The organism is Actinocorallia aurea (assembly GCF_054783995.1).
This window is the reverse complement of sequence record NZ_BAAGPQ010000014.1, coordinates 278,493-304,396: the sequence shown is the minus strand read 5'-3', so window position 1 is coordinate 304,396 and position 25,904 is coordinate 278,493. Positions and strand designations below refer to the sequence as shown.

At 71.6% G+C, this 25,904-nt stretch carries 25 protein-coding genes and 1 riboswitch; of the genes, 6 read left to right on the top strand and 19 right to left on the bottom strand.

The genetic code is table 11. The annotated features are described in order from the left end of the window. Positions 1–29 precede the first annotated feature (29 nt). Entirely contained in the window at positions 30–1,646 is a 1,617-nt protein-coding gene (locus ACYVOM_RS19210) for an XRE family transcriptional regulator (RefSeq protein ID WP_460304785.1), read from the bottom strand. A gap of 343 nt (positions 1,647–1,989) precedes the next feature. Between ACYVOM_RS19210 and ACYVOM_RS19205 the strand changes: the two genes are divergently transcribed. The 4 genes from ACYVOM_RS19205 to ACYVOM_RS19190 all read left to right on the top strand — a co-directional run bounded on the left by ACYVOM_RS19205 (position 1,990) and on the right by ACYVOM_RS19190 (position 5,463). Continuing rightward, the gene (locus ACYVOM_RS19205) at positions 1,990–2,274 is read left to right on the top strand and encodes a hypothetical protein (RefSeq protein ID WP_460304784.1); all 285 of its coding nucleotides are present in this window, start codon (positions 1,990–1,992) and stop codon (positions 2,272–2,274) included. A 344-nt stretch (positions 2,275–2,618) separates the two neighbouring features. Continuing rightward, entirely contained in the window at positions 2,619–3,554 is a 936-nt protein-coding gene (locus ACYVOM_RS19200; RefSeq protein WP_460304783.1) for a mechanosensitive ion channel family protein, read from the top strand. 10 nt (positions 3,555–3,564) lie between these two features. Further along, positions 3,565–3,951: a globin gene (locus ACYVOM_RS19195; protein ID WP_460304782.1), complete on the top strand. Its 387-nt coding sequence runs from the start codon at positions 3,565–3,567 to the stop codon at positions 3,949–3,951. Positions 3,952–3,969: 18 nt separating this feature from the next. Beyond that, positions 3,970–5,463 carry a glycoside hydrolase family 13 protein gene (locus tag ACYVOM_RS19190; RefSeq protein WP_460304781.1) on the top strand — a complete coding sequence of 498 codons (1,494 nt, stop codon included), beginning with the start codon at positions 3,970–3,972 and terminating at the stop codon, positions 5,461–5,463. Positions 5,464–5,508: 45 nt separating this feature from the next. Here the strand turns inward: ACYVOM_RS19190 and ACYVOM_RS19185 are convergent, their stop codons facing one another. The 18 genes from ACYVOM_RS19185 to ACYVOM_RS19100 form a co-directional block, all read right to left on the bottom strand. After that, positions 5,509–5,865, bottom strand: a complete 357-nt coding sequence (locus ACYVOM_RS19185) for a hypothetical protein (protein WP_460304780.1) — start codon at positions 5,863–5,865, stop codon at positions 5,509–5,511. A 146-nt stretch (positions 5,866–6,011) separates the two neighbouring features. Next, the gene (locus tag ACYVOM_RS19180; protein WP_460304779.1) at positions 6,012–6,461 is read right to left on the bottom strand and encodes an acyl-CoA thioesterase; all 450 of its coding nucleotides are present in this window, start codon (positions 6,459–6,461) and stop codon (positions 6,012–6,014) included. 88 nt (positions 6,462–6,549) lie between these two features. Beyond that, complete coding sequence (gene ettA, locus ACYVOM_RS19175) at positions 6,550–8,211, bottom strand: energy-dependent translational throttle protein EttA (RefSeq protein ID WP_460304778.1); 1,662 nt, start codon at positions 8,209–8,211, stop codon at positions 6,550–6,552. 69 nt (positions 8,212–8,280) lie between these two features. After that, a complete protein-coding gene (locus ACYVOM_RS19170) occupies positions 8,281–8,664 on the bottom strand; it encodes a type II toxin-antitoxin system death-on-curing family toxin (protein ID WP_460304777.1) in 384 nt (127 codons plus the stop codon). Further along, a complete protein-coding gene (locus ACYVOM_RS19165; RefSeq protein WP_460304776.1) occupies positions 8,661–8,861 on the bottom strand; it encodes a YlcI/YnfO family protein in 201 nt (66 codons plus the stop codon). Before ACYVOM_RS19165 ends, ACYVOM_RS19170 begins: the two co-directional genes overlap by 4 nt. Positions 8,862–8,901: 40 nt before the next feature. Beyond that, a complete protein-coding gene (locus ACYVOM_RS19160; protein WP_460304775.1) occupies positions 8,902–10,191 on the bottom strand; it encodes a GGDEF domain-containing protein in 1,290 nt (429 codons plus the stop codon). Positions 10,192–10,530: 339 nt separating this feature from the next. Then, positions 10,531–10,980: a single-stranded DNA-binding protein gene (locus ACYVOM_RS19155; protein WP_460304774.1), complete on the bottom strand. Its 450-nt coding sequence runs from the start codon at positions 10,978–10,980 to the stop codon at positions 10,531–10,533. Positions 10,981–11,108: 128 nt separating this feature from the next. Continuing rightward, entirely contained in the window at positions 11,109–13,643 is a 2,535-nt protein-coding gene (locus ACYVOM_RS19150) for a GTPase family protein (RefSeq protein ID WP_460304773.1), read from the bottom strand. Continuing rightward, complete coding sequence (locus tag ACYVOM_RS19145) at positions 13,640–15,397, bottom strand: GTPase family protein (protein ID WP_460304772.1); 1,758 nt, start codon at positions 15,395–15,397, stop codon at positions 13,640–13,642. The genes ACYVOM_RS19150 and ACYVOM_RS19145 overlap by 4 nt, the downstream gene beginning before the upstream one ends. Further along, a complete protein-coding gene (cobA, locus tag ACYVOM_RS19140; RefSeq protein ID WP_460304771.1) occupies positions 15,394–16,626 on the bottom strand; it encodes a uroporphyrinogen-III C-methyltransferase in 1,233 nt (410 codons plus the stop codon). The genes ACYVOM_RS19145 and cobA overlap by 4 nt, the downstream gene beginning before the upstream one ends. A 116-nt stretch (positions 16,627–16,742) precedes the next feature. Continuing rightward, entirely contained in the window at positions 16,743–17,861 is a 1,119-nt protein-coding gene (gene cobC, locus ACYVOM_RS19135; RefSeq protein ID WP_460304867.1) for an Rv2231c family pyridoxal phosphate-dependent protein CobC, read from the bottom strand. An 18-nt stretch (positions 17,862–17,879) separates the two neighbouring features. After that, entirely contained in the window at positions 17,880–18,467 is a 588-nt protein-coding gene (locus ACYVOM_RS19130; protein ID WP_460304770.1) for a precorrin-8X methylmutase, read from the bottom strand. Continuing rightward, entirely contained in the window at positions 18,464–18,949 is a 486-nt protein-coding gene (locus tag ACYVOM_RS19125) for a cobalamin biosynthesis protein (RefSeq protein ID WP_460304769.1), read from the bottom strand. The genes ACYVOM_RS19130 and ACYVOM_RS19125 overlap by 4 nt, the downstream gene beginning before the upstream one ends. 2 nt (positions 18,950–18,951) lie before the next feature. Continuing rightward, positions 18,952–20,142 (bottom strand): precorrin-6y C5,15-methyltransferase (decarboxylating) subunit CbiE, encoded by a 1,191-nt coding sequence (gene cbiE / locus ACYVOM_RS19120; RefSeq protein ID WP_460304768.1) that lies wholly within the window; start codon positions 20,140–20,142, stop codon positions 18,952–18,954. Then, the gene (locus tag ACYVOM_RS19115; RefSeq protein ID WP_460304767.1) at positions 20,133–21,476 is read right to left on the bottom strand and encodes a cobyrinate a,c-diamide synthase; all 1,344 of its coding nucleotides are present in this window, start codon (positions 21,474–21,476) and stop codon (positions 20,133–20,135) included. The genes cbiE and ACYVOM_RS19115 overlap by 10 nt, the downstream gene beginning before the upstream one ends. Then, complete coding sequence (gene cobO, locus ACYVOM_RS19110) at positions 21,470–22,072, bottom strand: cob(I)yrinic acid a,c-diamide adenosyltransferase (protein WP_460304766.1); 603 nt, start codon at positions 22,070–22,072, stop codon at positions 21,470–21,472. The genes ACYVOM_RS19115 and cobO overlap by 7 nt, the downstream gene beginning before the upstream one ends. Then, entirely contained in the window at positions 22,072–23,991 is a 1,920-nt protein-coding gene (locus ACYVOM_RS19105; RefSeq protein ID WP_460304866.1) for a VWA domain-containing protein, read from the bottom strand. The genes cobO and ACYVOM_RS19105 overlap by 1 nt, the downstream gene beginning before the upstream one ends. Before the next feature lie 103 nt (positions 23,992–24,094). Beyond that, positions 24,095–24,165, bottom strand: a riboswitch (cobalamin riboswitch). A gap of 114 nt (positions 24,166–24,279) precedes the next feature. Further along, positions 24,280–24,702 (bottom strand): ATP-binding protein, encoded by a 423-nt coding sequence (locus ACYVOM_RS19100; protein ID WP_460304765.1) that lies wholly within the window; start codon positions 24,700–24,702, stop codon positions 24,280–24,282. Between the two features lie 194 nt (positions 24,703–24,896). Here ACYVOM_RS19100 and ACYVOM_RS19095 point away from each other — a divergent pair, with 194 nt between their 5' ends. Continuing rightward, positions 24,897–25,694: a helix-turn-helix domain-containing protein gene (locus ACYVOM_RS19095; RefSeq protein ID WP_460304764.1), complete on the top strand. Its 798-nt coding sequence runs from the start codon at positions 24,897–24,899 to the stop codon at positions 25,692–25,694. A 4-nt stretch (positions 25,695–25,698) separates the two neighbouring features. Then, entirely contained in the window at positions 25,699–25,875 is a 177-nt protein-coding gene (locus ACYVOM_RS19090; RefSeq protein ID WP_460304763.1) for a DUF397 domain-containing protein, read from the top strand. Positions 25,876–25,904 lie beyond the last annotated feature (29 nt).

The window sequence follows — 25,904 nt, the reverse complement described above, 5'->3', positions numbered from 1 at the left end:
CGCCGCTCCCGATGGCCACCACGGCCGGGCTAGACCTGCTCCGAGGGAGGCGTCTCCCCCGGGTTCATCGGACTCTGCACGGACTGCACCGTCGCCAGCGTCTCGCGCAGGTCGCGGAGCAGCGGGTAGTCCCCGAACTGCTGCTGGGCCGCCGTGGCGAGCTGGCGGGCCCGGTGCATGAGGATGTCGGACCTGTGCTCGGGGTCCAGGTCGGTGATCGCCTCTTTGGCCCTTACCGCCGCGGCGTCGGCGTCGCCCGCGTGGATCGCGCAGTGCGCGCGGTCCAGCTTGACGAGGGTCCGGTCGATGATCTCGGTCGGCGAGTAGAGGGTGAGGGCGTCGCGGAGCGTCGCCTCGCCCTTGGCGTGGTCGCCGAGGTTGGTGTAGGTGTCGCCCTCGTAGAACGACATCTGGCGGTCGGTGAAGCCGAACACCAGGTCGTTCGTCTGGGACTTGCTGAGCTGGTCGAAGACGGCCCTGCCGCGCACGAGGGCGCGCCGGGCCGTCGGGGCGGCGTCCGAGCGGCCGCGCAGCGCGAGCTGCCCGAGCGCCCGCGCCTCGACGGCCGGAGCCATCGCGGCGGCGACGTTCGGGGTCCGCCCGGCCAGGTCCTGGGCCTTGCGGGCCAGGTGCAGGGCCTCCCTGGGGTCGCCGTAGTACAGCGGCAGCAGGGACTCCCGGACCGTGACCCAGGCGCGCAGGCCCCGGTCCCCGGTCTCGTCGGCGGCGGTGCGGGCGGTCCGGAAGAACGAGCGGGCGAGCCTGTGGTCACCGAGGTTGATCATGATCAGCCCGGAGATCCCCGAGAGCTGCGCCGCGATCCGGCACAGCCGCTCCTGGAGCTCGATCGGCTGGCGCTGGTCGCACAGCCTGCGGACCTCGCTGAAGTCCAGCAGGACGTCGCAGAGCATGCGCAGCGAGGGAGTCGACTGGTACGACTGGCCGTACCCGAGGATCGTCTCCTCCCACTGGTCGAGCATGGTCGGCGACACCGTGGCGTTCACGAGGGTGTCGTCCATCTTCCTGCGGAGCTGGTCGACCGCCCCGAGGAACTGGCCGTCCAGGGCCACGCCTGATGATCCGGCCAGCAGCTGAAGTAGCGTCCGGCGAAGCACGACGTCCTCCTCTCCTAGGTCCAACGACCCCGGTCCCTCGATCCCGGGAAGACCTTGACCCGAATGCCGGCGGGCCAGCCAGGCCCGGTCGATGACCGAGCCGATCAGCGCGTCCGCGTCGTCCCGGACGGCGGCTTGCGCGCCGCCGGGCCGATGGTCATGGGTCCGCCCGCAAACGCAGGGGTTCGGGTAACCGAGATCGCCGGGCTCGACGCGGTAGACCAGGCAGAGATAGTGCAGATACTCCGGTCCAGGCCTTTTGTAACCACTCTCGTACGCGGAGAGCAGGGTCTCGCCGATCTTCGGCGGAGGCTTGCCGTCCAGTTCGTACAGAGCCCGCATCTGGGCCACCACATCCGACAGAGCCACCCCTCCGGCCAAGCGGTGGGCTTTGATCCGGCTCGTACTGAAGAGCGGGCCGCACTGCTCGGCGATCTCCGCCGCTATCTGTGCGACGGCGAGGCCGCGCGCCAGACCTTGCGCGCGAATCCAGCGTGCCCGGTCGGCTTCCTTACGGGGGGGTTCCGTCATCCGCGCCGGCCTCCTCACCTCTCGCCGGTTGTGTGCTTCGTCACTACTGTGCACGCCCCCGAGCGCTGGCGACCGGCTTTCTCGGTCAGTTTCGGAATTGATATCCCTACGCAGGGTAAGACGGACACCTTGAACGGCCAACCCACCTCGGGAGATTGCTCCGCGCAACGGGAGTAACACCGATTCCAGAAAGACCCAATCCTCATCCGGAGTAGAAAGATCCTCCTACGGGGGTGGGGCAAACCCTGTCGAACCCGCGAGTAGATCGCCTTGACCGCCGGTCGCCGTGTTGCAATTCTCGCATCGAGGCCGAAGGTGCCTGAGTCGTCGAGGAGGTGCGCGGGTGACGGGAGACGAGCGGATCGGCCATCTGGAGGGGCTCGTCGGCGAACTCGCCGAACGGGGCCTGATGGCCCGGGTCGTCAGGACGCGCTCCGGACCGGCGTTCCTCCGCGTCGTCAACCCGGACGCCGCGAGCCTCACCGAGAACGTCACGTGCGCGCCGGCGCCGGGCTCCCCGGAGCCTTGGTTCTGGTGGAGCTGGGGCGAGCGCCTGCACCGGGTCGACGACCCGGGCGCGGCAGCCCGCAAACTCGCCCGCGTGCTGGAGCCGCACAGCACCCGATAAGCCCGGACGGGTTCCGCGGGGAAGCCCGGGAGCCAGGCGCGGTGGCCCGGAAACGCCCCGCGGAATCCGTCCGCACCATGGAAAAGCCCTATCGATTCACAGCAGTTGTTCGCCCCGATTGTTGTGAATCGTCCCAGGTGGTCATCGGCCTTCCGGAGGGGGGAGCGCCGACGAACCGCCGAAAATGGCCCTCCCCGCGGGGCCGGCCGCCTCACCCGGTGGCTCGGTACGGTCCGATCCAATCTGTCCCCTACGATCGGTAAAGTCCGAAGCCGCACGTCCACGGCGGTGCCGCAGGCCGATCCCGGGGGGAGGGTCCTCCTCTGTTCTTCAAAGACCAGCCGATGCCCGACGACGTCTGCGACGCCAAACCCAGCGTCGCCTGCCGAACGGTCTGGAACGTCTCGCACGGCGAAGACCTCACCCTGTTCTTCCACACCTGGCTCGACGGGATCGTCACCGCGCTCATCTGGGCGTTCCTCGCCTTCTCCGTCGCCCTGATCATCCGCCACTTCGTGCACCGGCTGATCACCCGGATCACCGGGCGGATGGCCAACGGCGCGGTGCCCGGCCGCTTCCGCGAACGGCTGGAGGGCACCCAGCTCCTCGTCCACGAGCGGCGCAGGCAGCGCATGGAGACCCTCGGGTCGGTCCTGCGCAGCATCGCGTCCGTCGTGATCTTCGGAACCGCGCTGTTCACCGTCCTCGGCGAGATGGGTCTGAACCTCACGCCCATCCTGGCCAGCGCCACCGTCGTCGGCGCCGCGGTCGGCTTCGGCGCGCAGAACACCATCAAGGACCTCCTCGCCGGCCTGTTCATGCTCCTCGAGGACCAGTACGGGGTCGGCGACGTCGTCGACACCGGGACGGCCAAGGGCACCGTCGAGTCCGTCTCCCTGCGGATCACCCGGCTCCGGGACGTCAACGGCGTCGTCTGGTACGTCCGCAACGGAGAGATCACCCGGCTCGGCAACGAGTCCCAGAACTGGGGCCGCGCCCTGCTCGACCTGCCCGTCGCGCCCGACCAGGACATCGACGAGGTCCGCGACCTGATCCAGAAGGCCGCCGAGCAACTCGCCGACGACGAGGACTGGAAGGCCTTCGTCCTGGAGAAGCCGTCCGTCTGGGGCGTCCAGGCGCTCACCAACGACGCCATGGTCGTCCGGGTCACGATCAAGACCGTGCCCAACCGGCAGGCCGAGGTCGCCCGCGAACTGCGCGTGCGGGTCAAGAAGGCGTTCGACGAAGCGGGCATCGCACTGGGTTCACTGGTGCCATAGGCTGGAGCCGATGAGCGAGCAGCAGGTGACGTTCTATGAGGCGGTCGGCGGCGAGGACACCTTCCGCCGGCTCGTCCACAAGTTCTACGAGGGCGTGGCCGAGGATCCGGTGCTGCGCCCGATGTACCCCGAGGAGGACCTCGGCCCCGCCGAGGAGCGCCTCGCCCTGTTCCTCATGCAGTACTGGGGCGGGCCGACCACTTACAACGAGCAGCGCGGCCACCCGCGGCTGCGGATGCGCCACCACCCCTTCACGATCGGCGAGCGCGAGCGCGACGCCTGGCTCACCCACATGCGCGCCGCGGTGGAGTCGCTCGACCTCCATCCGCAGGCCGCCGGGATGCTGTGGGAGTACCTGTCCCGCGCCGCGTACAGCCTGGTGAACTCCGAGGGGTGAGCGGGTAGGTCGATCCCCATGACGACGACTACCCCCTGGTGGCACGACGCCGTGGTCTACCAGGTCTACCCGCGCAGCTTCGCCGACTCCGGCGGCGACGGCGAGGGCGACCTCCAAGGACTGCGCTCCCGCCTTCCCTACCTGTCCGAACTCGGCGTCGACGCCCTGTGGCTGACGCCCTTCTACACCTCGCCGCTCGCCGACGGCGGCTACGACGTCGCCGACTACCGCGACGTCGACCCGCGCTTCGGCACCCTCGCCGACTTCGACGCCCTCGTCGCCGACGCCCACCGGCTGGGCCTCCGGCTGATCGTCGACATCGTGCCCAACCACACCTCCTCGGCCCACCCCTGGTTCGTCGAGGCCCTGAAAGGCCGCGGCCGCGACCGGTACATCTTCCGGGAGGGAGCCGAGCCGCCCAACGACTGGCGGTCCAACTTCGGCGGCCCCGCCTGGACCCGCGTCGACGACGGCTCCTGGTATCTGCACCTGTACACCCCCGCCCAGCCCGACCTGAACTGGCGGCACCCCGAGGTCCGCAAGGAGTTCGAGGGGATCCTCCGGTTCTGGCTGGACCGCGGCGTCGACGGCTTCCGCATCGACGTGGCGGCCGGGCTGTTCAAGGACCCGGGCCTCGCCGACATCGGCGGACTCGGCACCCACGCCGTCGGCAGCCCCATGTACGGGCGACCCGAGGTGCACGAGATCTACCGGGACTGGCGGGCGATCCTCGACTCCTACCCGGGCGAGCGAATGGCCGTCGGCGAGGTCTGGACGGAGTCGGCCGACGACCTCGCCCTGTACGTCCGGCCGGACGAGCTGCACCAGGCGTTCCAGTTCCACCTGCTGCTCGCGCCCTGGTCGGCGCGGGCGTTCCGGGAGACCGTCGAGACCTGCCTCGCCTCCCCCAGCGGCCAGGCCCCCACGTGGGTCCTGTCGAACCACGACGTCATCCGGCACCGCAGCCGCTACGGGCCCGAGGAGCGGTCCCGGGCCGCGCTGATGTTCATCCTGGCGCTGCCCGGCTCGGCCTACCTGTACCAGGGCGAGGAGCTGGGCCTGCCCGAGGTCTTCGATCTGCCGGACGAGGCGCGGCAGGACCCGATCTTCTTCCAGGGCAAGGGCCAGGGCCGCGACGGATGCCGGGTGCCGCTGCCGTGGGCGGGCACGGAGCCACCGTACGGGTTCGGCCCCGGCGGGTCGTGGCTGCCCCAGCCGGACTCCTGGGGCTCCCTGACGGTCGAGGAGCAGGCCGGGGACCCCACCTCGATGCTCGGCTTCTACCGGCGCGCCCTGGCCCTGAGGAGGGAGCTGAGGGGCGCGCTGCCCCACGACGTCACCTGGGAGGAGACCACCTCTCCTGACGTCCTGGCCTTCCGCAGGGGGCCGCTGACCTGCGTCGTCAACTTCGGCGACGAGCCCGTGCCGTTCCGCGGCCGGGTGCTGCTGGCCGCGGGCGACGTCGTGGACGGCAAGATCCAGGGCGGAGGAGCGGTCTGGCTCGGGACCTGACCCGCCGACCGGGCCCCGCGACCGCGCGACGGGGCCCGGCCGCGCTCAGCCGACCGTCCAGCAGTTCTTCGCGTAGGAGAACCGCCAGTGCTTTCCGGGCAGCCGGTACGTCTTGGACCTGACCTGCCGCTTGCCCGCGCGGGCGATCACGTCGACCACCCTGGGCTTCACCTTGGCCTTGCGAAGGTTCGCCACCGCCTTGTCCGCACGCGCCAGAGCGCCCTTCTTGGTGGCCGCCTTGACCGTGACGTACAGGGCCTCAGGGTCGCCGCCGAAAGAGCAGCCCTTCACCCCCGTGCAAGGCCGCGGGTTCGGGGTGACGCACCCGGTCGCGGCGGCCTGCCCCTGCACGCCCAGGACGAGCCCGCACCCCACCGCGAGCGCCAGCATGATCCGTCGCAAGGAACCTCCAGTAACAAGATCGCGAGGTCCACAGGGTACGCCTGCCCGGGGTGCGGCCCGGGCGTCATGGCGCGGCCGATACCGGCGCTTTTACCGGCCGGAAAAAAGGGAAGCGGAGGTGCTCCCGGAAGGATCCCGGCGGTCCGTCAGGCTCCGGACGGGCGGACGAACCTGCCGATGTACTCGCGCTCGGCCGCGGTGTACCGGCGCAGCCGCGCGTTCTCGACGTCGAAGGCCACCAGCGTCGAGGTCGCCGTCGCGTAGACGTTGGCGTCGTCGCGGACCTCGTAGGAGAGCTTGAAGGACGCCGCCCGCAGCTCCGTCACCCACGACTCCACCCGGACGGGGTGGATCACCCCGGTCAGCGGGACCTTGTAGTCGATCTCGTGGCGGGAGACGACCATGCCGCGGACAGGTTCCAGACCGGCCTTCACCGGGTCGGTGTGGAACATCTCCAGCCGCGCGTCCTCCAGATACCCGAGGAACTTCACGTTGTTCACATGCATCTGGGAGTCGATGTCCCCGAAACGAATGCGGAACTCGTAGATGTGCCGGTACGAGGTGTCGCTTGCCGGAAGCGTAGCTGTGTCTTCCATGTCCTACCTCGGGGGTATCGGGGCCGGGAACTGCATGATCGTACAGAAAGGGCCGCCCCGACATCTCGGGACGGCCCCCTCACGGTCGCTAGCGGGTCAGTCTGCGGTAGGTGACCCGGTGCGGACGAGCCGCGTCCGCGCCCATCCGCTGGATCTTGTTCTTCTCGTAATCGGCGAAGTTGCCCTCGAACCAGAACCACTGCGACTCGCCCTCCCACGCCAGGATGTGGGTGGCGATGCGGTCCAGGAACCACCGGTCGTGCGAGGTGATCACGGCGCAGCCGGGGAACTCCAGCAGCGCGTTCTCCAACGACGACAGGGTCTCCACGTCCAGGTCGTTCGTCGGCTCGTCCAGCAGCAGCACGTTGCCGCCCTGCTTGAGGGTGAGCGCCAGGTTCAGGCGGTTGCGCTCACCGCCGGACAGGACGCCCGCCTTCTTCTGCTGGTCCGGGCCCTTGAACCCGAACGCCGCGACGTAGGCGCGGGACGGCATCTCGACCTGGCCGACCTTGATGTGGTCGAGGCCGTCGGAGACGACCTGCCACACGTTCGCCTCGGGGTCGATACCGCCGCGGCCCTGGTCGACGTAGGAGATCTGGACCGTCTCGCCGATCTTCAGCGCGCCGCCGTCGGGCTGCTGCTCACCGGTGATCATCCGGAACAGGGTCGTCTTGCCGACGCCGTTCGGGCCGATGATGCCGACGATGCCGTTCGGCGGCAGGTTGAAGGTCAGGTCGTCCATGAGGACCTTGTCGCCGAACGCCTTCTCCAGGTGCTCGGCCACGATCACCGTGCTGCCCAGGCGCGGGCCCGGCGGGATCTGGATCTCCTCGAAGTCCAGCTTGCGGGTCTTGGCGGCCTCGGAGGCCATCTCCTCGTACCGCGCGAGCCGGGCCTTGCTCTTGGTCTGGCGGGCCTTGGCGTTGGAGCGGACCCACTCCAGCTCGTCCTCCAGGCGCTTCTTGCGCTTGACGTCCTTGTTGCCCTCCACCTTGAGGCGCTCGGCCTTCTTCTGGAGGTAGGTGGAGTAGTTGCCTTCGTAGGGGAAGCAGCGGCCCCGGTCCAGCTCCAGGATCCAGGTCGCCACGTTGTCCAGGAAGTACCGGTCGTGGGTGACCGCCAGCACGGTGCCGGCGTACTTCTCGAGGTAGGACTCCAGCCAGTTCACCGACTCGGCGTCCAGGTGGTTGGTGGGCTCGTCCAGGAGCAGGAGGTCGGGCGCCTCCAGCAGCAGCTTGCACAGCGCGACGCGACGGCGCTCACCACCGGACAGGGCGGTGACGGGCGAGTCCCCGGGCGGGCAGCGCAGGGCGTCCATCGCCTGCTCCAGCTGGGAGTCGAGGTCCCAGGCGTTGCGGTGGTCGAGCTGCTCCTGCAGCCTGCCCATCTCCGCGAGGAGCTCGTCGCTGTAGTCGGTCGCCATCTGCTCGGCGATCTCGTTGAACCGCGCGAGCATGCCCATGGTCTCCGCGACGCCTTCCTGGACGTTCTCCAGGACCGTCTTGGACTCGTTCAGCGGGGGTTCCTGCTGGAGCATGCCGACGGTGTAGCCCGGCATCAGCCGCGCGTCCCCGTTCGACGGCTGCTCGATCCCGGCCATCATCTTCATGAGCGTCGACTTGCCGGTACCGTTCGGACCCACCACGCCGATCTTGGCCCCGGGCAGGAAGTGCAAGGTGACGTCGTCCAGGATCACCTTGTCGCCGTGCGCCTTGCGCACACGCTGCATCGTGTAGATGTACTCGGCCATGCCCTCTACCTTATGGCGTCCCAGGCCTTCCCCACGCCGCCCTCAAAGCCACCCTGCTGTCTCCCGGGCCTACACGGGAGCCGTGGAGGCGACGACCTGAAGATCACGGGCCAGCACCTTGGCCTCGATCTCCGAACAGCAGGAGGCGACCCTGAGAACCAGGTCGAAGACCGCGTCGTCGGAAAGCGTGCCGTCATGGCCGTTGACCAAGAGGAACACGCGACAGGCCGCCCAGGCCGTCCGCCTGTTGCCATCCAGGAAGGGGTGGTTGCAGATGAGGGAGTGCAGCAGCGCCGCGGCCTTCTCCTCCACCGATGGGTAGGCGTCCTCACCGAAGACGACGGTCGCCGGGCGTGCCGCGGCCGAGGCGACGAGCCCCGCGTCCCGCACCGCGCCACTGCCCAAGTGGCGGGCGTTGATGGCGGTCAGCTCCTCCGACGTCAGATAGATCACGTGTCGGCCAGCCTTCGGAAGAGCTCGGCGTTCTCGGCGAAAACCCGCTCGACGGCAGCGTTGACGACCCGCTCGCGCGCACGGTCGTTCACATAGCGCTCGGTCGCCTGCACGATGACGGAGTTGATGGAGACATGCTCTGCGGCCGCGAGCGCAGCCGCCTTCGCATGGATCTCATCGGGGATTCTGATGCTCAAGGTAGTCATACCAAAATGATTCCGACCCCCTTGCGCCGTGTCAGGTGGATTTGCGGATGGCGGGGAGGCAGACGCGGTCGCGGCCGGACTCCTTGGCGCGGTAGAGGGCCAGGTCGGCGGAGGCGAGGAGCTCTATGAGGTCCTGGCCGTGGGTGCGGTAGAGGGAGACGCCCACGGAGATCGTCACCGAGACCGTGGTGTCGTCGGCGGGGACGGCGAGGCGGCGGACGCGGGCGCGCAGGCGCTCGGCGACCCGGCACGCCTCGACCGTGTCGGCGCCGGGCAGCAGGACGGCGAACTCCTCGCCGCCGAAGCGGCCGATCACGTCGTAGTCCCGCAGCTGGTGGCACAGGGTCGTCGCGACCGCCACGAGGACCTGGTCGCCGGTGAGGTGGCCGAAGGTGTCGTTGACCCGCTTGAAGTAGTCGATGTCGATCAGCAGCACCGCGAGCGGCTCCTGCGAGCGCTCGGCCCGCGAGAGCTCCGTCTCGGCCTCCCGCTGCCAGGCGCCCGCGTTCAGCAGCCCCGTCTTGGCGTCGGTGCGGGCCGCCGCCTGGAGCTGCTGGTGCATGAGGCTGCGCTGGAGCAGCACCACGGGTGGCAGCGCGAGCAGCAGCAGCGCCGGGGAGATCACGCAGGTGATCGTGACCAGCACCCCCAGGCACAGCTCCACCACGTCGAGTTCGACGTTCTCGCGGTTCCACAGCACGTCGCGCCAGCGGCCCCGCGGGGTGCTCGCCCGCGCGGCGACCGCCACGATCAGCAGGTTCAGCACCGCGAACAGCACCGCGCAGCCGACCGCGACCAGGATCGTCCCCTGGTGGTCGACGATCCAGCGCGGCGCGGCCTCCAGCGGCTCGGGCACCCAACGGTGGAAGACCGCCGACGCCGCCGCGCCCGAAAGGCCCAGCGCCGCGGTGACCAGCACCCTGCGGTGCGGGAGCGCCCGGCGCACCCGGTACTGCAGCAGCAGCTGCATCGGCACCGGCATCAGCAGCGCGTAGATCGGCGGCAGCAGCAGGGCGGCGGGCAGCCACCACGCCGAGAGCAGGTCGCGCGCGACGCCCGCGGGCATCCCGAGCCGGCGGGAGGCCTCGATGCAGACCGCGCAGCACAGCGCGAGCGCGACGCAGGTCAGCGCGTCCCACGGCCGGAACACCGTGGTCGCGAACTGCCACACCACCACCGTGAGGTAGGCGGCGACGATCAGCAGGACATAGGCGATCAGCTGCGGCGGCTGCCCCAGCAAGGCGGATCTCCCGTGGCCCCGGCCGGGCTCCCCGCCGTCGCGGCGATGCTCGTCGGCGGCTGACTGGTGCACTGCCGTCATGCTTCCCCCACCCCGGCCACCTATCACGTTAGGTAACACGATAGTTGCAAGGCGTGCTGTGCGGGGCGGAAAGCGTGACGTTCTTCGACACATCTCGCCCCGCCCACCCCCACTCCCTCCCCAGCCCCACCCACCCCCTTTCCACCGCTCCACGACCCCACCCCCTGACCACATCCAGCCACCCCACCCCACCCCACCCCCTCTTCCTCCCCACCCGATCCCACGCCGCCCCCTCCGCGCCCAGCCGGGCTGGCCGGGCTGGCCGGGCTGCGCCAGGATCGGATCGGATCGGATCGGATCGAGGCGGGGCGGGGCGGGAGCGGGTGGGCGGCGGGTGGGTCAGGCGGCGTTCGGGTGGTCCTCCTGATCTGCTCGGTGGGGTGGGGCGGCCTGCTCCAAAGTGAGGTCGGGCTGGGTGGACGGAGTGCGCAGGACCCGTTGGAAGTGGGCCGTGCCTCGGTTGAGGTCATGGCCCAGGGCCAGGGCCTCAAGGATGACCGAGAGGCGGTGTTCGCCTTCGCGCTCGTACTCGCGGACGCGCAGGCGGCCCTGGACGATCACCGGGGTGCCCGGCACGAGGTCGGAGGCGTGGACGTTCTCGGCGAGGCCGCGCCAGCAGGTGACGCCGAAGAACGTGGGCTCGCCGTTCACCCACCGGCCGGTGGCGCGGTCGTACCGGGCCGGTGTGACGCCGACCCGTAAAGACAGGAAGGGGATTCCGCTGCGGGTGAGGGTGAGCAGGGGGCGTTTGGCCACCCAGCCCACCACCGTCGTCAGCGCCTCGTCCATTGCGGCCTCCCTGCGTGCGGGGCCCGCTCCTCGGGCCCGTCCACACCAGCCTGCACCCGCCGACCCCGCGCCGGGATCACCGAATCACGTTCTGTGGATAACTCCGCCGAGAACGCGGGCACGGCCCGTCAGCGCAGGACGCCTTCGACCGTTCTGCGGTAGTCGGCGTAGGCCTTGAGCTCCGCGGCCACCGGACGCAGCACCAGCTCGTCGGCGACCGACGCGAGCGTCTCGCGCATGCCCGCCTCGATCCGCTCCCCGTGCCGCGCGGCCGACAGCGCCACGACGTTCCGGCAGGCCGCCGCGGTGAGCGCGCCCATTCCGAGCATGCACCCGGTGAGCACCAGCACCCACGGCAGGATCGACAGGTCGCCGATCAGCGCGCTGGGCGAGTCGCCGATCTCGAAGCCGCCGTAGAGGGCCAGCAGCACGGTCCACACGAGGCCGAGAGCGGTCCCGCCGACCAGCACCCGCTGCCACACCTTGACCAGCCACCACCAGCGCGGCACCTGGTTGAACTCCGGGACTGTGGCGCGCAGCGCCGAGCCGAGCGCGTCGGGAAGGCGTCCGGCGTTGCTGCGCGCGGCGGCGCGCATCGACAGGCGCCACGGACCGGGCAGGTCCTCGGTCACACCGTCGGTGACACCGTGCAGCGCGCTGTCCACGCCGCCCTGCTGGGCGCCGAGCGGCCCGGTGAAGGAGTCGCGGAGTTCCTCGCGCAGCTCCGACAGCCGCATCATGCGCAGCGGGTCCCGCCGGAAGCGGCTCGCCCAGCGCCCGAACGGCCAGCCGACGTAGTCGGCGGCGCGCAGCTCGAACGCGCTCTGCATGGCCTCGGCGACGGCGGGCACACCGGCCGCGACCGTCAGCGCGTCCAGCAGCGCCTCGGCGTGCGGGGCGTCCACCTCGGAGGGGATCTCCCCCGCCTCGGCGGGCCCGGCGAACCGCTCGAACCGCTCGATCAGCCTGTCGATGTCGGCGCCCAGCCGCTGCGCACGGGCGTCCTGCGCGGCGACGGTCTCGGCGAGGATCTCGCGCAGCTCGTCCACCCCGCCGCGCGCGACGGCCGACGTGGTGATGATCCGCGGGTCGCTCAGCCCCTCGGCCTCCAGGAGGCGCCGCAGGTCGGTGACGCAGTCCTTCACCTCGGCGGGGTCGAGCCGGTCCACCTGGTTGAGCACGATCAGGGTGACGGCGGCGTGCCGGGCGAACGGGATGATGTAGTCGTGGTGCAGGGACGCGTCCGCGTACTTCTGCGGGTCCACCACCCAGATCAGCAGGTCGGCGACGCCGGTGAAGCGGTCCACCTCGGCGCGGTGCGCGGCCTGGATCGAGTCGTGGTCGGGCAGGTCGATCAGGACGAGTCCGCGCAGCGATCCCTCGGCCCGTGATCCGGACCTGTCCAGCGCGCTGGCGCGGGCGTAGCGGAACCTCTTGTCGATGTTCAGCCAGTCCAGGAGGGGTCCGGCGCCGTCCATGCCCCACACGCAGGCGTGCGCGAGCGACGTCATCGGCCGCCGCATACCGGTCGGTGACAGCTCAAGGCCGCAGACGGCGTTGAACAGGGACGACTTGCCGCTTCCCGTGCCGCCCGCGAGGGTGACGACGGTGTGGTCGCCGGACAGGCGCATCCGCTCGCCCGCGCGCTCCATCAACTCCAGGGCCTCGGCCAGCAGAGCCCCGTCGAGGCGGCCCTCACCCAGCTCGATCAGCCGCTCCAGCGCGGTGACGCGGTCACCCAGCTCCCCGGCGATGGCCGGCTCGGCCTTGGCGGCCTTCGCGGAATCCGGCTTCCCGGACTTCGCCTTGCCGGACTTCGCCTTCTCAGGCTCGGCCGTCTTCGGCTCGGTCTTCGCAGACGCGGTCTTCGCAGACGCGGTCTTCTCGGACTCCGTCTCCGCGGAGTCCTCGACCTCGGAGTCCTCGACCTGGACGTCCTCCGCGAGTTCGTCCGCGGCCTCGTCCTGCAGATCGTCCTGGGGCTCTTCGCCCTCGGCCTCGGCCCCTTCCGGAGCGGAGACGACAGGCTCGTCGTCCCTGGTGGTCTCCGAGCCGACGACGGGCTCGTCGTCCCGGGTCGTCGACGGGGTGGAACGTCCGGATCCGACCGGCTCGGGGGCCTCGAAGCGGGGTCCGGCGGTGTCCTCGGCCTTGACCTCCAGCAGGGCGGCCAGCTCGGACGCCCGGGGGACCCGGTACTCGGCGCTCGTCAGCGGGTCGTCGTCGCCCGGAAGCGCTCGGCGCGGGGAGGCCGACCTGCCTCGGCGGCCGCGCGGTCCGGTCGCGCCCAGCGGATCCTCCTCGGCGACGGGAGCGCGCAGCGCCCGTGCGGCGAAGTCCTCGGCCTCGGTGTCCGCTCTGTCGACGTCGGTGGCGGCGTCCTCCGGCTCCCGCCCGTCGCCGGGCCCGGACTCATCCGAGGGCTGCGCGCCGGGCGGCGCGGGCCAGGCCGAGCGGAGCCCCCCGGGACCGAAGTCGCCGGTGGTGAGCGGATCGTCGTCCGGGGCCGGCGCGGGTGACGGCACCTGCGGCCCGTCCTCCGGAGCGGCCTCGCCCTGGGCGAGCTTGAGACCGCGGGGACCGAAGTCGGCGCTCGTCAGGGGGTCGTCCTTGGGCGGGGGCTGCGGGGAAGCGGGCTCGCGGACCTCGTCCGGGTCGGTCACCGGGCGACCTCCAGGTTGTAGGTGGCCTGGTAGAGGGCGACGGCCAGGCTCTCGTCGGGGATGTCGGCCTGGTCGAGGGCCTGGCTGAAGCGCAGGCTCTCCTCGTCGAACAGCATGGTGATGCGGCTGCGCAGATCGGCCTTGGCCTTGGCGCTCATCCCGCGCAGCGACTCGGGCCCGAACAGGGACTTCAGCAGTCGCTGCGGCACCGCGCTGGTACCGCCCTCGACCACGACGTCGCTGGTCCCGTAACCGAAGATCCCGACCATCAGGACGACGGACAGGGCCTCCTCGTCGAACGAGACGAGCTTGGCGATGGACCGCTTGATCACCCCGTGGGTGCGCACCAGCTCCAGGACGTGGTCCTGCCAGCCGCTGACCGCACGGGTGATCCGCCGCGACAACTCGGGCGAGACGTGTCCGAGCTGCCCGGCCGCGTCGCCGAGGACGTGCACGCCCGCCGGGTCGGCCTGCCAGCGGACGACGGCCTGCTCCGCGCCCTGTTCGGCGCCGGCGAGGATGAGGGACTCCAGGCCCGAGCGCAGCGCGCTCTTCAGCGCGCGTACACGCGGCGCGGAGTAGCGCCGCCGGGAGGAGCCCTTGGCCTCCTTGGCCCGGCCGCGCAGGTGCAGGGTGCGCAGGAGGTCGCCGGTCCCGGCGAAGTCCTGCCAGCGCGCGAGGACCTCGCCCTGGAGCAGGGCTCCGTTGCGGGTGGCCTCGTCGAGTTCGGCGAGTGCGGTGGAGTAGGCGGACTCGACCTCGCGGGCGAGCACGTCGCGCCGGTCGACCTGCTCCTCGATCTGCTTGGCGAGCTGCGGGACACGGGTGCGGAAGCTGTCCAGGACGCCGCCGAGGGTCTCGGCGATGACCTCGTCGCGGGCCTCGACGTCGTCGACGAGCTCCATCAGCCACGCCCGGATCTCCGCGATGTCCTCCTCGGGGAGGCGCGACTCGGTGATCACCGTCTCGGGGATGGTGAACCGGGGCGCGGCGCCGAAGCCACGGTCGTCGAGCATCTCCGCGAAGTGCTCGGCGATCTCCTCCCCACCGCCGCCGGCCACCCGCGAGAGGACGACGCCGAGGGTGGCGCCCTGCTCGCGCGCGCGCTCCAGCATCTTCCAGACCTGGGCGTCGGCGTAGCGGGCGGCGGTGGTGACGCAGATCCACAGGTCGGCCGCGGCCATGAGCTTGGTCGCGAACTCGAAGTGGTCCTCGAACAGCGAGTCGAAGTCGGGGCTGTCCAGCACCGCCAGGCCGCGGGGGACGGCCTCGGTGCGGATCACCACGAGCTGGTCGCCGACGACGGCGTCGGGGGCGGGCCCCTCGACCCGGCCCATGGTCGGCAGGACGCCTGGGGGCCGCTCCTCGGTGCCCATGAACCAGTCGAAGTTGTCCGGATGGCACACCAGGATGGGGCTGGACGTGGTGGGGCGCAGGACGCCGGTGCCGGACACCCGCGAGCCCACCAGGGAGTTCACCAGGGTCGACTTGCCCGCGCCGGTGGAGCCGCCCAAGACCGCGAGGAGCGGCGTCGCCGCGGCCCGCACGCGGGGCAGGACGTAGTCCTCGAGCTGGTCGCGCATCTCCCGGGCGGCCAGCGCCGCCTCGGCGGCGCCGGGGACGTCGAGGGTGAACCGCAGGGCGTCTATCTGGTCGCGCAGATCGACCAGAACCCGGCCCAAGGGGACCGGCCCTTCGGGCGGCGCGGAGATCAACTCGTCGCGCCATGCGCTCTGGTCCGCCGGGGAGGTCACGGATCCCGCCCTATATCCGCCGAAAGATTGCCGATCTGTGCTGCCACGCGTACGACGTCTCCGACGACCACGATCGCCGGTGGCCGCACCCCGCTCGCCGCCATCTCGTCCGCCACGGTGCCGAGCGAGGCGAAGACCGCTCGCTGGCCGGGGAGTGTGCCGTCCTGGACGACGGCCACGGGTGTGTCAGTCGATCGACCATAGCGCATGAGAGCGTCCGCTATCAGGCGCATCCGCTCGACCGCCATCATCAGGACGAGAGTGCCCCCGTTCCGCGCGAGGGCCTCCCAGTCGACGGTCGAGTCCGGGTGCCCGGGTGGCACGTGCGCGGAGACGACGTGGAACTCCTGGGAGACGCCCCGGTGGGTGACCGGGATGCCTACGGACGCCGGGGCGGCGATGGAGCTGCTGATGCCGGGGACGACCGTGACGGGCACTCCGTGCTGGGCGCAGTAGATGGCCTCTTCGCCTCCGCGCCCGAAGACGAAGTTGTCGCCTCCCTTGAGGCGGACCACGAACTTGCCTTGCTTGGCGTGCTCGACGAGCAGTTCGTTGATCTTCTCCTGGAGGATCGCCCTGCCGTAGGGGATCTTGGCGGCGTCGATCACCTCGACGCCGGGGGCGAGCTCGTCCAGGAGGGTGCGGGGGCCGAGGCGGTCGGTGACCACCACGTCGGCCTGGGCGAGGAGTTGCCTTCCGCGCACGGTGATCAGTCCGGGGTCGCCCGGGCCGCCGCCGACGAGGGCCACGCCCACGGGCTTGTGCCGGGAGTGCCGGGCCTTCAGGGTGGCGTCGCGCAGGCCGTCGACGATCGCGTCGCGGATGCCGGCCGAGCGGGTCGGGTCCCCGTCGCTGGTGACGCCGACGGTCGTCTCGCCGACGTACCCGGTGGCGGGGGTCCAGGCGGCGGAGGCCTCGGCGTCGTCGGCGCGGACGCACCAGATGTGGGCGGCCTCGGCGTCCGCGGCGACCCGTCCGTTGACGGCGTGGTCGTCGGTGCAGGCCTGGACGAGCCAGGCCCCGTCGAGGTCGCCGGTCCGGTAGGTCCGCGCGTGCCAGGTCAGCTCCTCGCGGAGGCCTTCCAGCGAGGGGGTGATCTCGGGGGCCACGAGGACGACGGAGGCCCCGGCGGCCAGGAGGGTGGGCACGCGGCGCTGCGCCACCCTGCCGCCACCCACGACGACGACGCGGCGGCCTGCGAGGCGTAGCCCCAGAAGATAAGGCGGCACCGGCGGGCATTCCCATCTACTGAAAATCAAGTCGGCGGCTGCGGCGGCCATCGGCCGGTCAATCCGTTGGGACAAAGGTACTCGGCCCGAGTGCTCGGACTCACCACAAGGGCCCGTCAGCCCATGATCGTGACGTTCTCGGAAGAATCCGGCAATGAAGGGACCGCGCCGGAGGGTGCGGCGGAGCCCGACCGCTCGGCGAGCCCGTGGGAGTCCGGCAGCACCTCGGCGAGTGCGGCGAGCAGCCCGCGGGTCGCGGCGGCGTCCCGGACGGCGATCCGGATCCAGTCGGGTCCGAGGCCCGGAAAGGTGTCGCCGCGCCTTACGGCGATGCCGCGCTCACGCAGAGCGTCCCGGACGCCTTCGCCCGCCCGTACGCAGAGGAAGGAGGCACGGGCCCCAGGGACCACGTGCAGGCCGAGGGCGCGCAACCCGTCCGCGAGGTGCTCGCGCTGTCGGGTGAGGTCCTTCGCCCAGGAGTCGGCCTCCGCGTGCGCGCGCTCTCCCATACAGGCCTCGATCGCGGCGAGCGCGGGCGTGGAGACGGCCCACAGGGGCTGCGCCGCCTCCAGCGCGGCGATCAGCTCCGCAGGGCCGAGCACGTATCCGGCGCGCAGTCCCGCGAGCCCCCACGTCTTGGTGAGGCTGCGCAGGACGACGAGGCGGGAGTCCTCCGCGAGGCTCTCGGGCTCGCCGGGCACGCAGTCCATGAACGCCTCGTCCACGACGACGGTGCGGCCGGGCCGCAGCAGCGCGCGGATCGCCGCGGCGGGATGCAGCACGGAGGTCGGATTGGTGGGGTTGCCGATGACGACGAGGTCCGCGTCGGCGGGCACGGCCTCCGGATCGAACGTGAACGCGCCGTCCAGGACGACCCGGTCCACGGGGTGGCCGGCCGCGCGCAGCGCCGCCTCGGGCTCGGTGAACTGCGGGTGCACCACGACCGCGCGGCGCGGCCGCAGGACCCGGGCGAACAGCACGAACGCCTCGGCCGCGCCCGAGGTCAGCAGCACCTCGCGCACGGGCCGCCCGTGCCGCCGCGCGACGGCCTCCCGGGCACGCCTCCCATCGGGATAGGCGGCAAGCCCGCCGAGGGACTCACGGACGATCTCGGCGAGCCACGGCGGCGGCGTCCCGGCCCGCACATTGACGGCGAAGTCGACAAGCCCGACGCCCACCTCCGCATCCCCATGATGCGAAAGATCCGGCTCGGGGATTTCGGGAGGCTCGGGGATGGGGGATTCGGGCACCGCTCAGCCTTGGAAGTAGAGCAGGGCGTTGGCGGCTGCGGCGGCGACGCCGGCGCCGCCCTTCTCGGTCACGTTGCTGACCTGGGGCAGGCCGCTGCCGCGCAGCTTCGCCTTGGCCTCGGCGGCGCCGACGAACCCGACGGGCAGCCCGATGACGAGGCTGGGCCGCACCCCGCGAAGGATGAGCTCCTCAAGCGCGCTGGCGGCACTGCCGATGACCCACACCGCGCCGGGGCCGACCTCGGAGTAGGCGAGGCGCACCGCGGCGGCCGACCTGGTGATCCCGGCGGCCTTGGCCATCCGGACGGCGGCCGGGTCGTCGATGGGGCAGACCGACGGCCGCTCGGTGATCCCCGCAGCGACCGCGGGCACATCCGTGACGATCGGGGCCCCCGCGCGCAGCGCGTCGTATCCGCGGCGCAGGTGCCGCTCGTCGGTCACGAGGTCGACCGCGTACTCCAGGTCCGCGCTCGCGTGGATGACCCGCTCGGCCACCGCGCGCCACAGCGGCGGCATCGGCGACAAGTCAACCCGGGACCGGAGGATCTCGTACGAGGCGACCTCGATCGGGTGCGGCTGCCGCACGTTCATCCTTTTTCCTCCCTAACCCGAGCCAATGCCACCGTAGCCCGTACCGACCGCCTCTTGGGCACGACCAGCACCCCGCCCCCGAGGTCCTTCCGGCCCTTCCCGCGCTCCCCTGCCCGCGGCGCTCCGCACGGGTCCCGCACGTGGGGCCCCGCCGCGCCCAACAGGGCGGCGGCTTCGGCGACGCTGGGCGTGCCGACGGCCTTCAAAACCGTCTCCGAGGTCTGTGCATCGTGCACACGGGCCAGGGTAGCCGCCGGAAAGATCAACATATTCCAGCCGCGGTTCGCCGCGAGGGCGCGGAGGGCAGGTTCGCGGGCCTTGGCTTCGACGGTCGCCAGCGCGATCACCTGGGACCCGCGCACGCCGGCTTCGGCGAGAACCTGGAGGACCAGCGAGTCGACCTCTTGGAAGGAGACTCCCCTGCGTGCTCCTACGCCGAGCACGTACGCCGGGCCGCCTTCGGTCGGCGTGAGTTCCGTCACCTTCAGCGGGCTCCGGAGACGACGAAGACGGGGTTCGTGGGCTGGAGCCGGTGGGTCCCGTCGGGGAGGGGCGTGAAACGGGCCGCCGAGAGCTGGACGGCCTCGGCGGCGTACCCCTCGGCCTTCAGAAGCGCGAGGACGGGGGCCACCCGCTCGACGGCGGCCAAGGAGACGACCACGGCCCTCAACGCGCGAGGGGCGCACGCCTGGATCGTCGCCAAGCCTCCTCCTCCGACGAAGATCGCGTCCGGCACGGGGAGGTGGTCGAGCACATCGGGCGCGGTCCCGCGCGACACCGCGACCTTCACGCCGTGCCGCCGCACGTTGCGGCGGATCCGCTCGCAGGACTCCTCGTCGCGCTCCACCGCGACCACTGCCGCACCGAGCCTGGCGCACTCGATGCCGACCGAACCGCTGCCCGCGCCGATGTCCCAGACGAGGTCGCCGACGCGCGGTCCGATCCTGCCGAGGACGTGGGCGCGCACCTCGGCCTTGGTGATCTGGCCGTTCCGGTGCTCGAACTCCGTCTCGGGCAGGCCCCAGCCGTCCGGGCCCGGCCGTGCCCCCGCGATCCATCCGGGCGGCCCGGCGGGTCTGCGCGGGTCGTAGACGATGACGACGTTCGGGTCGTTCCAAGGCCGGGTGGTGGCTTCGGCGGGCCGGACGCGCACCACCCTTTCCTGCGCGCTCCCGAGGTTCTCGCAGACGACGAACGCGCGCGGTGTCTGCGGATGCAGTTCCCTGCCGAGTTCGGCGGGCCCGGCTCCGGGCGCGGTCAGCACCGCGACCTTGGGGTGCGCCCGGCAGGCGTTGACCGCCCTGCGGAGGTCCCTGCCGTGCGCGGACACCACGAGGGCGTCGTCCCACGACATGCCCGCTCGGGCGAAGGCGAGGGTCACGGAGGAACGCGCAGGGAAGACATCCAGGGCATGTCCCCGCTCCCGCAGCGCCCGGACGATCCCGAAGAATCCGGGATCACCGCTGGCCAGGACCACGGTGTCGCCTTCGTGTGCGCCGATCGCGTCCAAGGCCGGCTCCAGAGGGCCGAGGACATGGGTCGGCACCTCGGAGGGGACGCCAGGGGCGTCGGCGATGTTGCGGGCCCCTCCGACGACGAGGGTCGCCTCCTCAAGGCGCCGCTGCGCCTCCGGGTCGAGAGGGCCGCCGTCCAGGCCGATCACGGTCACGCGCATGCCGCCACGAGCCTTTCCGCCATCCGGGGGTTGCCCGCCCAGTGCAGGTGAAGGTAGGAGGCGAAGACGCGTCCCTGGACGAATCCCTCGGGGCCTTCGGCGGTCCACTGCCAGGCGGGGGTACCGCCTCGCGGGGGCGTCATCGCGGTCCGGTGGAACTCATGCCCGCGCACCCGCTCCCCCACCCGTGTGAGGGCCGAGTCGGCGACGGCGACGGCACGCCGGTAGCCGAGGGTCAGCTTCGGGGTCATCGCCGCGGTCGCCTCCAGCACGCCGCACATGGCGACCCCGTCCAGTTCTCCGGCCAGGTAGAGCATCCCCGCGCATTCGGCGTAGACCGGGCCGGTGAAGGCGGCGATCGTGTCCATGAGCCGTTTGTTGCCGCCGAGTTCTGCCGCGTACATCTCGGGGAAGCCGCCGCCGATGACGAGCCCGCGTGCGCCCGGGGGAAGGTCCTGGTCGCGCAGCGGGTCGAAGGAGACGACGCGCGCGCCCGCCGCCTCCAGGAGTTCGCTCTGCTCGGCGTACCCGAAGGTGAAGGCGGAGCCTCCGGCGACGGCGATGACGGGCTCGTCGTCCGCCACCCGCGCGACCTCCGCGCCCGGCTCCCACGCGTCGGCGTCCAGCGGCGGCGCGGTCCGGGCGAGCGCGAGCAGCGCGTCGAGGTCGCAGGACGCCTCGATGGCGGCGCCCAGGCGCCGGACCGCGTCCAGCGCGTCCGGACGCCGCTCGGCGACCGGGATGAGGCCGAGATGCCGCGACGGGGCCGCCAGGTCCTCCCGGCGCCGCAGGACGCCCAGGACGGGCACGCCCAGCTCCGCCATGGCCTCCCGGCAGATCTCCTCGTGCCGGTCGGTGCCGATCCGGTTGAGGACGACCCCGCCGATCCTGGCCCTTCCCGGCCCGCCGGAGTCGAACGTCATGAACCCGTGCACGACCGCCGCGACGGACCGCCCCGCCGAGGCACAGTCCACGACGAGCACCACGGGCGCCTTGAGCAGCCGGGCCACGTGCGCGGTGGAAGCGAAGTCGCCGCCTCCCGTCACCCCGTCGAACAGCCCCATGACCCCTTCGACGACCGCGACGTCGCAGCCGTCGGCGGCGTGCCGGAACAGCGGCGCGACGGCCTCCTCGGCGGTGAGGAACGGGTCGAGGTTGCGGCCCGGCCTCCCGGTCGCGAGGGCGTGGTAGCCGGGGTCGATGTAGTCGGGGCCCACCTTGTGCGGGGAGACGGCGAGGCCGCGCGCGCTGAGCGCGGCCATGAGGCCGGTCGCGACCGTCGTCTTGCCCGCGCCCGAGGACGCGGCGGCCACGACGAGCCTGGGGATCACCATTCGATGCCCCTCTGCCCCTTCTGCCCCCGGTCCATCGGGTGCTTGACCTTCGCCATCTCGGTGACGAGGTCGGCGGCCTCCACCAGGCGCGGGTCGGCGTCCCTGCCGGTGACGACGACGTGCTGGCGGCCCGGCCGGGCGGCGAGCGTCGCGACGACGTCGTCGACGTCGATCCACCCCCACTTCATCGGGTAGGTGAACTCGTCGAGGACGTACAGCCCGTACTTCTCGGCGGCGAGGTCGGCCTTGATCCGCGCCCAGCCCTCCCGCGCGTCGGCGGCGTGGTCGGCCTCGCGGCCCGGCCGCTGGATCCACGACCAGCCCTCGCCCATCTTGAACCAGTCCACGGGAGCGCCTTCGCCGGAGGCGCCGAGGGCGAGCAGCGCCTTCTCCTCGCCGATCCGCCACTTGGCCGACTTCACGAACTGGAACACCCCGATCGGCCAGCCCTGGTTCCAGGCGCGCAGCGCCAGCCCGAACGCAGCCGTCGACTTGCCCTTGCCTGGGCCGGTGTGCACGATCAGCAGCGGCTGCGTACGGCGCTGCCGCGTGGTGAGGCCGTCTTCGGGCACGTTCTCCGGGTTGCCCTGCGGCATCAGCCCGCCCTCCGCATCTCTCGGACGACTCCGGCGAGGGATCCCACGCCTGTCAAAGGAACGAGTTCGGCTTCGAGGGCCCTGGCGAGTTCGGAGGCGAGCCCGAGCCTTACCGGGCCGCTTTCGCAGTCCACCACGACCGTCCGCACCCCGGCGAAGGCCGGCGCGACCGTCAGCGGGTCGGGCCCGTGCGTGGCGCGGCCGTCGGTGACGACGACGACGAGGGGCCGCCGCGACGGGTCGCGCAGCGCCTCGGTCCGCAGCACCCGCGCGGCCCGGTCCAGGCCCGCGGCCAGCGGGGTGCGCCCGCCGGTCGGCATCCGCTCCAGCCGCCGCGCCCCGGCCTCCACCGAGGACGTGGGCGGCAGCGCGAGGTCGGCGCCGGTCCCCCGGAAGGTCACCAGCCCCACCTTGTCGCGCCGCTGGTAGGCGTCCAGCAGGAGGGACAGCACGGCGGTCTTCACCTCCGACATGCGCTTGCGCGCCGCCATGGAGCCGCTGGCGTCGACGACGAAGAGCACGAGGTTGCCTTCGCGGCCCTCCCGAACGGCTTTCCTGACGTCCTGTCCCGACACGGTGAGTCCGGGACCGCTACGGCCACGCGCCTTCTGGTGCGGAGCCGCGGCCCGCAGGGTGGCCGTCAGGTGGATCGGCCCTGAGCCTTCCGGTACGGCGCCCGTCACGCGCCCGGTGGTACCGCGTGCCTTGGACCTGCGCCCCGGCGCGCCTTCCCCGACCCCGTCCACGGTGAAGAGCTTCGGCCGGAAGGGCCGCCCCGCCGACGACTGCTGAGGGACGGGCACCGGAGCGCCTTCGCCCTGTCCGTCCTGCCCACCCTGTCCGTCCTGCCCTTCGGCGTCTCCGGCCGGCCCGTCTTGCGGCTCCGGCCCTTCGGCCTCCGGCGGCGCGCCTCCACCCGACGGATCGGGATCGTCGTCGGGCGTGAAGGAGTTCTCCTCCAGCAGTTCCTCAAGGCGCTGCTCGTCGAGGCCGGGGACGTCGAACGGGTCGCGGCGGCGGCGGTGCGGCAGGGCGAGCCGGACGGCGGCGCGCACGTCGTCCTCGCCGACCTCGCGCCGCCCGTCCCAGGCGGCGAGGGCCAGCGCCGTCCGGGCGGTGACGAGGTCGGCGCGCAGCCCGTCGACGTCGAAGCCCGCGCAGATCGCGGTGATCGCGCCGAGCGCGGCGTCGCCGAGCACCACCTCGGGCAGCAGCGCCCGCGCGGCGGCGACCCGCGCGCTGAGCGCCTCCTCCTGCTCCCGGTAGGACAGCGCGAAGCCTTCGGGGTCGGCTTCGTAGGCCAGCCTTCGCCGCACCACCTCGGCCCGCTCGGCGGGGTCGCGGGTGGCCGCGGCCTCGACGGTCAGCCCGAACCTGTCGAGGAGCTGCGGCCGCAGTTCCCCCTCTTCGGGGTTCATGGTGCCGACCAGGAGGAACCTGGCGGCGTGCCGCACCGAGACCCCTTCGCGCTCGACGAACGCGCGGCCCATCGCGGCGGCGTCCAGGAGGAGGTCCACGAGGTGGTCGTGCAGCAGGTTGACCTCGTCGACGTAGAGCACGCCCCGGTGCGCGGCGGCGAGCAGGCCGGGCTCGTAGGCCCGGACGCCCTCGGTGAGCGCGCGCTCCAGGTCCAGCGAGCCGGTGAGGCGGTCCTCCGAGGCGCCGACGGGCAGTTCGACGAGCCGGGCCGGGCGCTCCACGGCGGCGGGCGCGTCGTGGGGGCCGTCGGGGCATTCGGGGTCGGGCGCCGCGGGATCGCAGGAGAAGCGGCAGCCTTCGACGGCGGGCAGGCCGGGCAGCAGCGCGGCCAGCGCGCGCACGACGGTCGACTTGGCCGTGCCCTTCTCCCCCCGGACGAGGACCCCGCCCACGGCGGGTGAGACGGCGTTGAGCAGCAGCGCGAGCTTGAGGTCGGCCATGCCGACGACGGCGCTGAACGGATACGCGGCGAACCGGTGTGACGGCACGGCGTCCTTCCCTCGGGTTTCCTCGCCCGATCGGGTGAACTGAGCACGGCGGCCGGAGTTCCTGGCTCCCGGCGGAGAACGCCGGTCACAGTTGCGGGACAGCCCCGGATTCGCACCGGGTTCCTCAAGGACACGCCGGGAAGAGCATCCCACAAGCCTCGAGCGACCACGAGAAGCCCCCGAACCGGACTCCCGACACCATGGAGGCCGGAAAGATCACTTACACGTAAAAAGTTCGCATTAACGGGGGCAGCTGAACCAGATCGCCTTGCCCGCCACCCGGGGATCGAGCCGCGCCCGCGCCGCCTCGGTGCCCCAGCGGCCTTTGCTCAGCTCGGCGACGATGCTGAGCCCTCTGCCGAAGTCGGCGCGGCCGACCTCCAGCGGAAGATCACGGGTCGGCAGGGCGTCGAACACCGCGCAGGAGAACTCGAACTCGTCGAGGCAGGAGATCCAGAGTTCGTGCGGCGCGTGGTCGGCCGCGTGCTGGTGCGCGTTGGTCGCCAACTCGCTCACCATGAGCCCCGCGTCGTCCACCGCCTCGTCGCCGACGCCCAGCTCCGCCAGGGTCTGCCGGACCAGTCTTCGGGCCGCCCTCGCGCAGGTCGCGTCCGTCGGCAGCGTCCATGCCCAGGTGCGTCCCAGGTCCCTTGCCAGCTCCACAACCGCCCTTTCGCCGGGGCTCAGCGGAGCGCCGAACACTCGGCGTTCCCGAACAGTCACGATGGTTAGGCTGTCGTGGGAATCTCACCGTTGCAACAGAGTTCGCGAAGATTCTTGGTTTCTTATGTACGTAAACGCAAGTCCACAGCAGACTCGTCCCTATGACTTACCGTCCGACCGTACGAGGGCGCCGCTTGGCGCGCGAACTCCGACGCCTTCGCGAGAACCAAGGCCTCACCCTGCAAGACGTCGCCGACCGGCTGGGCTGGTCGCGCGCGACCGTGTCCCGCCTCGAGACCGGCCAGACACGGCCGCGCGACGTCGCCGAACTCCTGGACCTGTACGGGGTGTCCAGCCCCGATCGGGACGCATTGCTCACCCTTTCCCGCGAAGCCCGCCAGATGGGCTGGTGGACGGCCTACGTGGACGTCTTCAGCGGTTCCTATGTCGGTTTGGAGGACGAGTCCTCGGAGATCCGCAACTGGGACTCCCAGCTCGTCCACGGATTGCTCCAGACCGAGGACTACATGCGGGCGGTGATCACCGCGGGCCGGTTCCTGCCGTCGAAGGCCGACATCGACCGCAGGATCCACGCGCGCAAGCAACGCCAAGCCCTTCTGGACCGGGAAGACGCCCCGCATCTGCACGTCATCCTTGACGAGTCGGCGATACGCCGGCCGATAGGCGGCGACTCCGTCATACGGGAGCAACTGCTCGCCCTCGTGACCGCGGCGGACCGCCCGAACGTCACGGTCCAGGTGATGCCGTATGCCTCCGGGGCCCATGCCGGGCTCGACGGCCGATTCACCATTCTGTCGTTCCAGGACGCCGCAGACCCCGATATCGCCTACGTCGAAGGCACCATGGGTGACGTGTACGTGGAGAGCGCAGAGGCAATAACCCAACACAGAACCCGGTTCGAGCGCATCGAAGACGAGGCGCTTTCCCCCGCAGAATCCGTCCGGCTGCTGGCCGAGGCGGCTAAGGAGTAAATCCGTGGCTCAGCTCATCTGGCGCAAGTCCTCGCACAGCGGCAGTGGAGACCAGTGCGTCGAGGTCGCCGCACTCCCCGACGGAGCGCGGGCGATCCGCGACTCCAAGAACCCAGGCCTCCCGACCGTGGCGTTGTCCCCCGCCGGATTCACCGGTCTCCTTCGGGGGCTTTCAGAATAACTGGAACGTGTTCTAGTCTCCAGACTGCG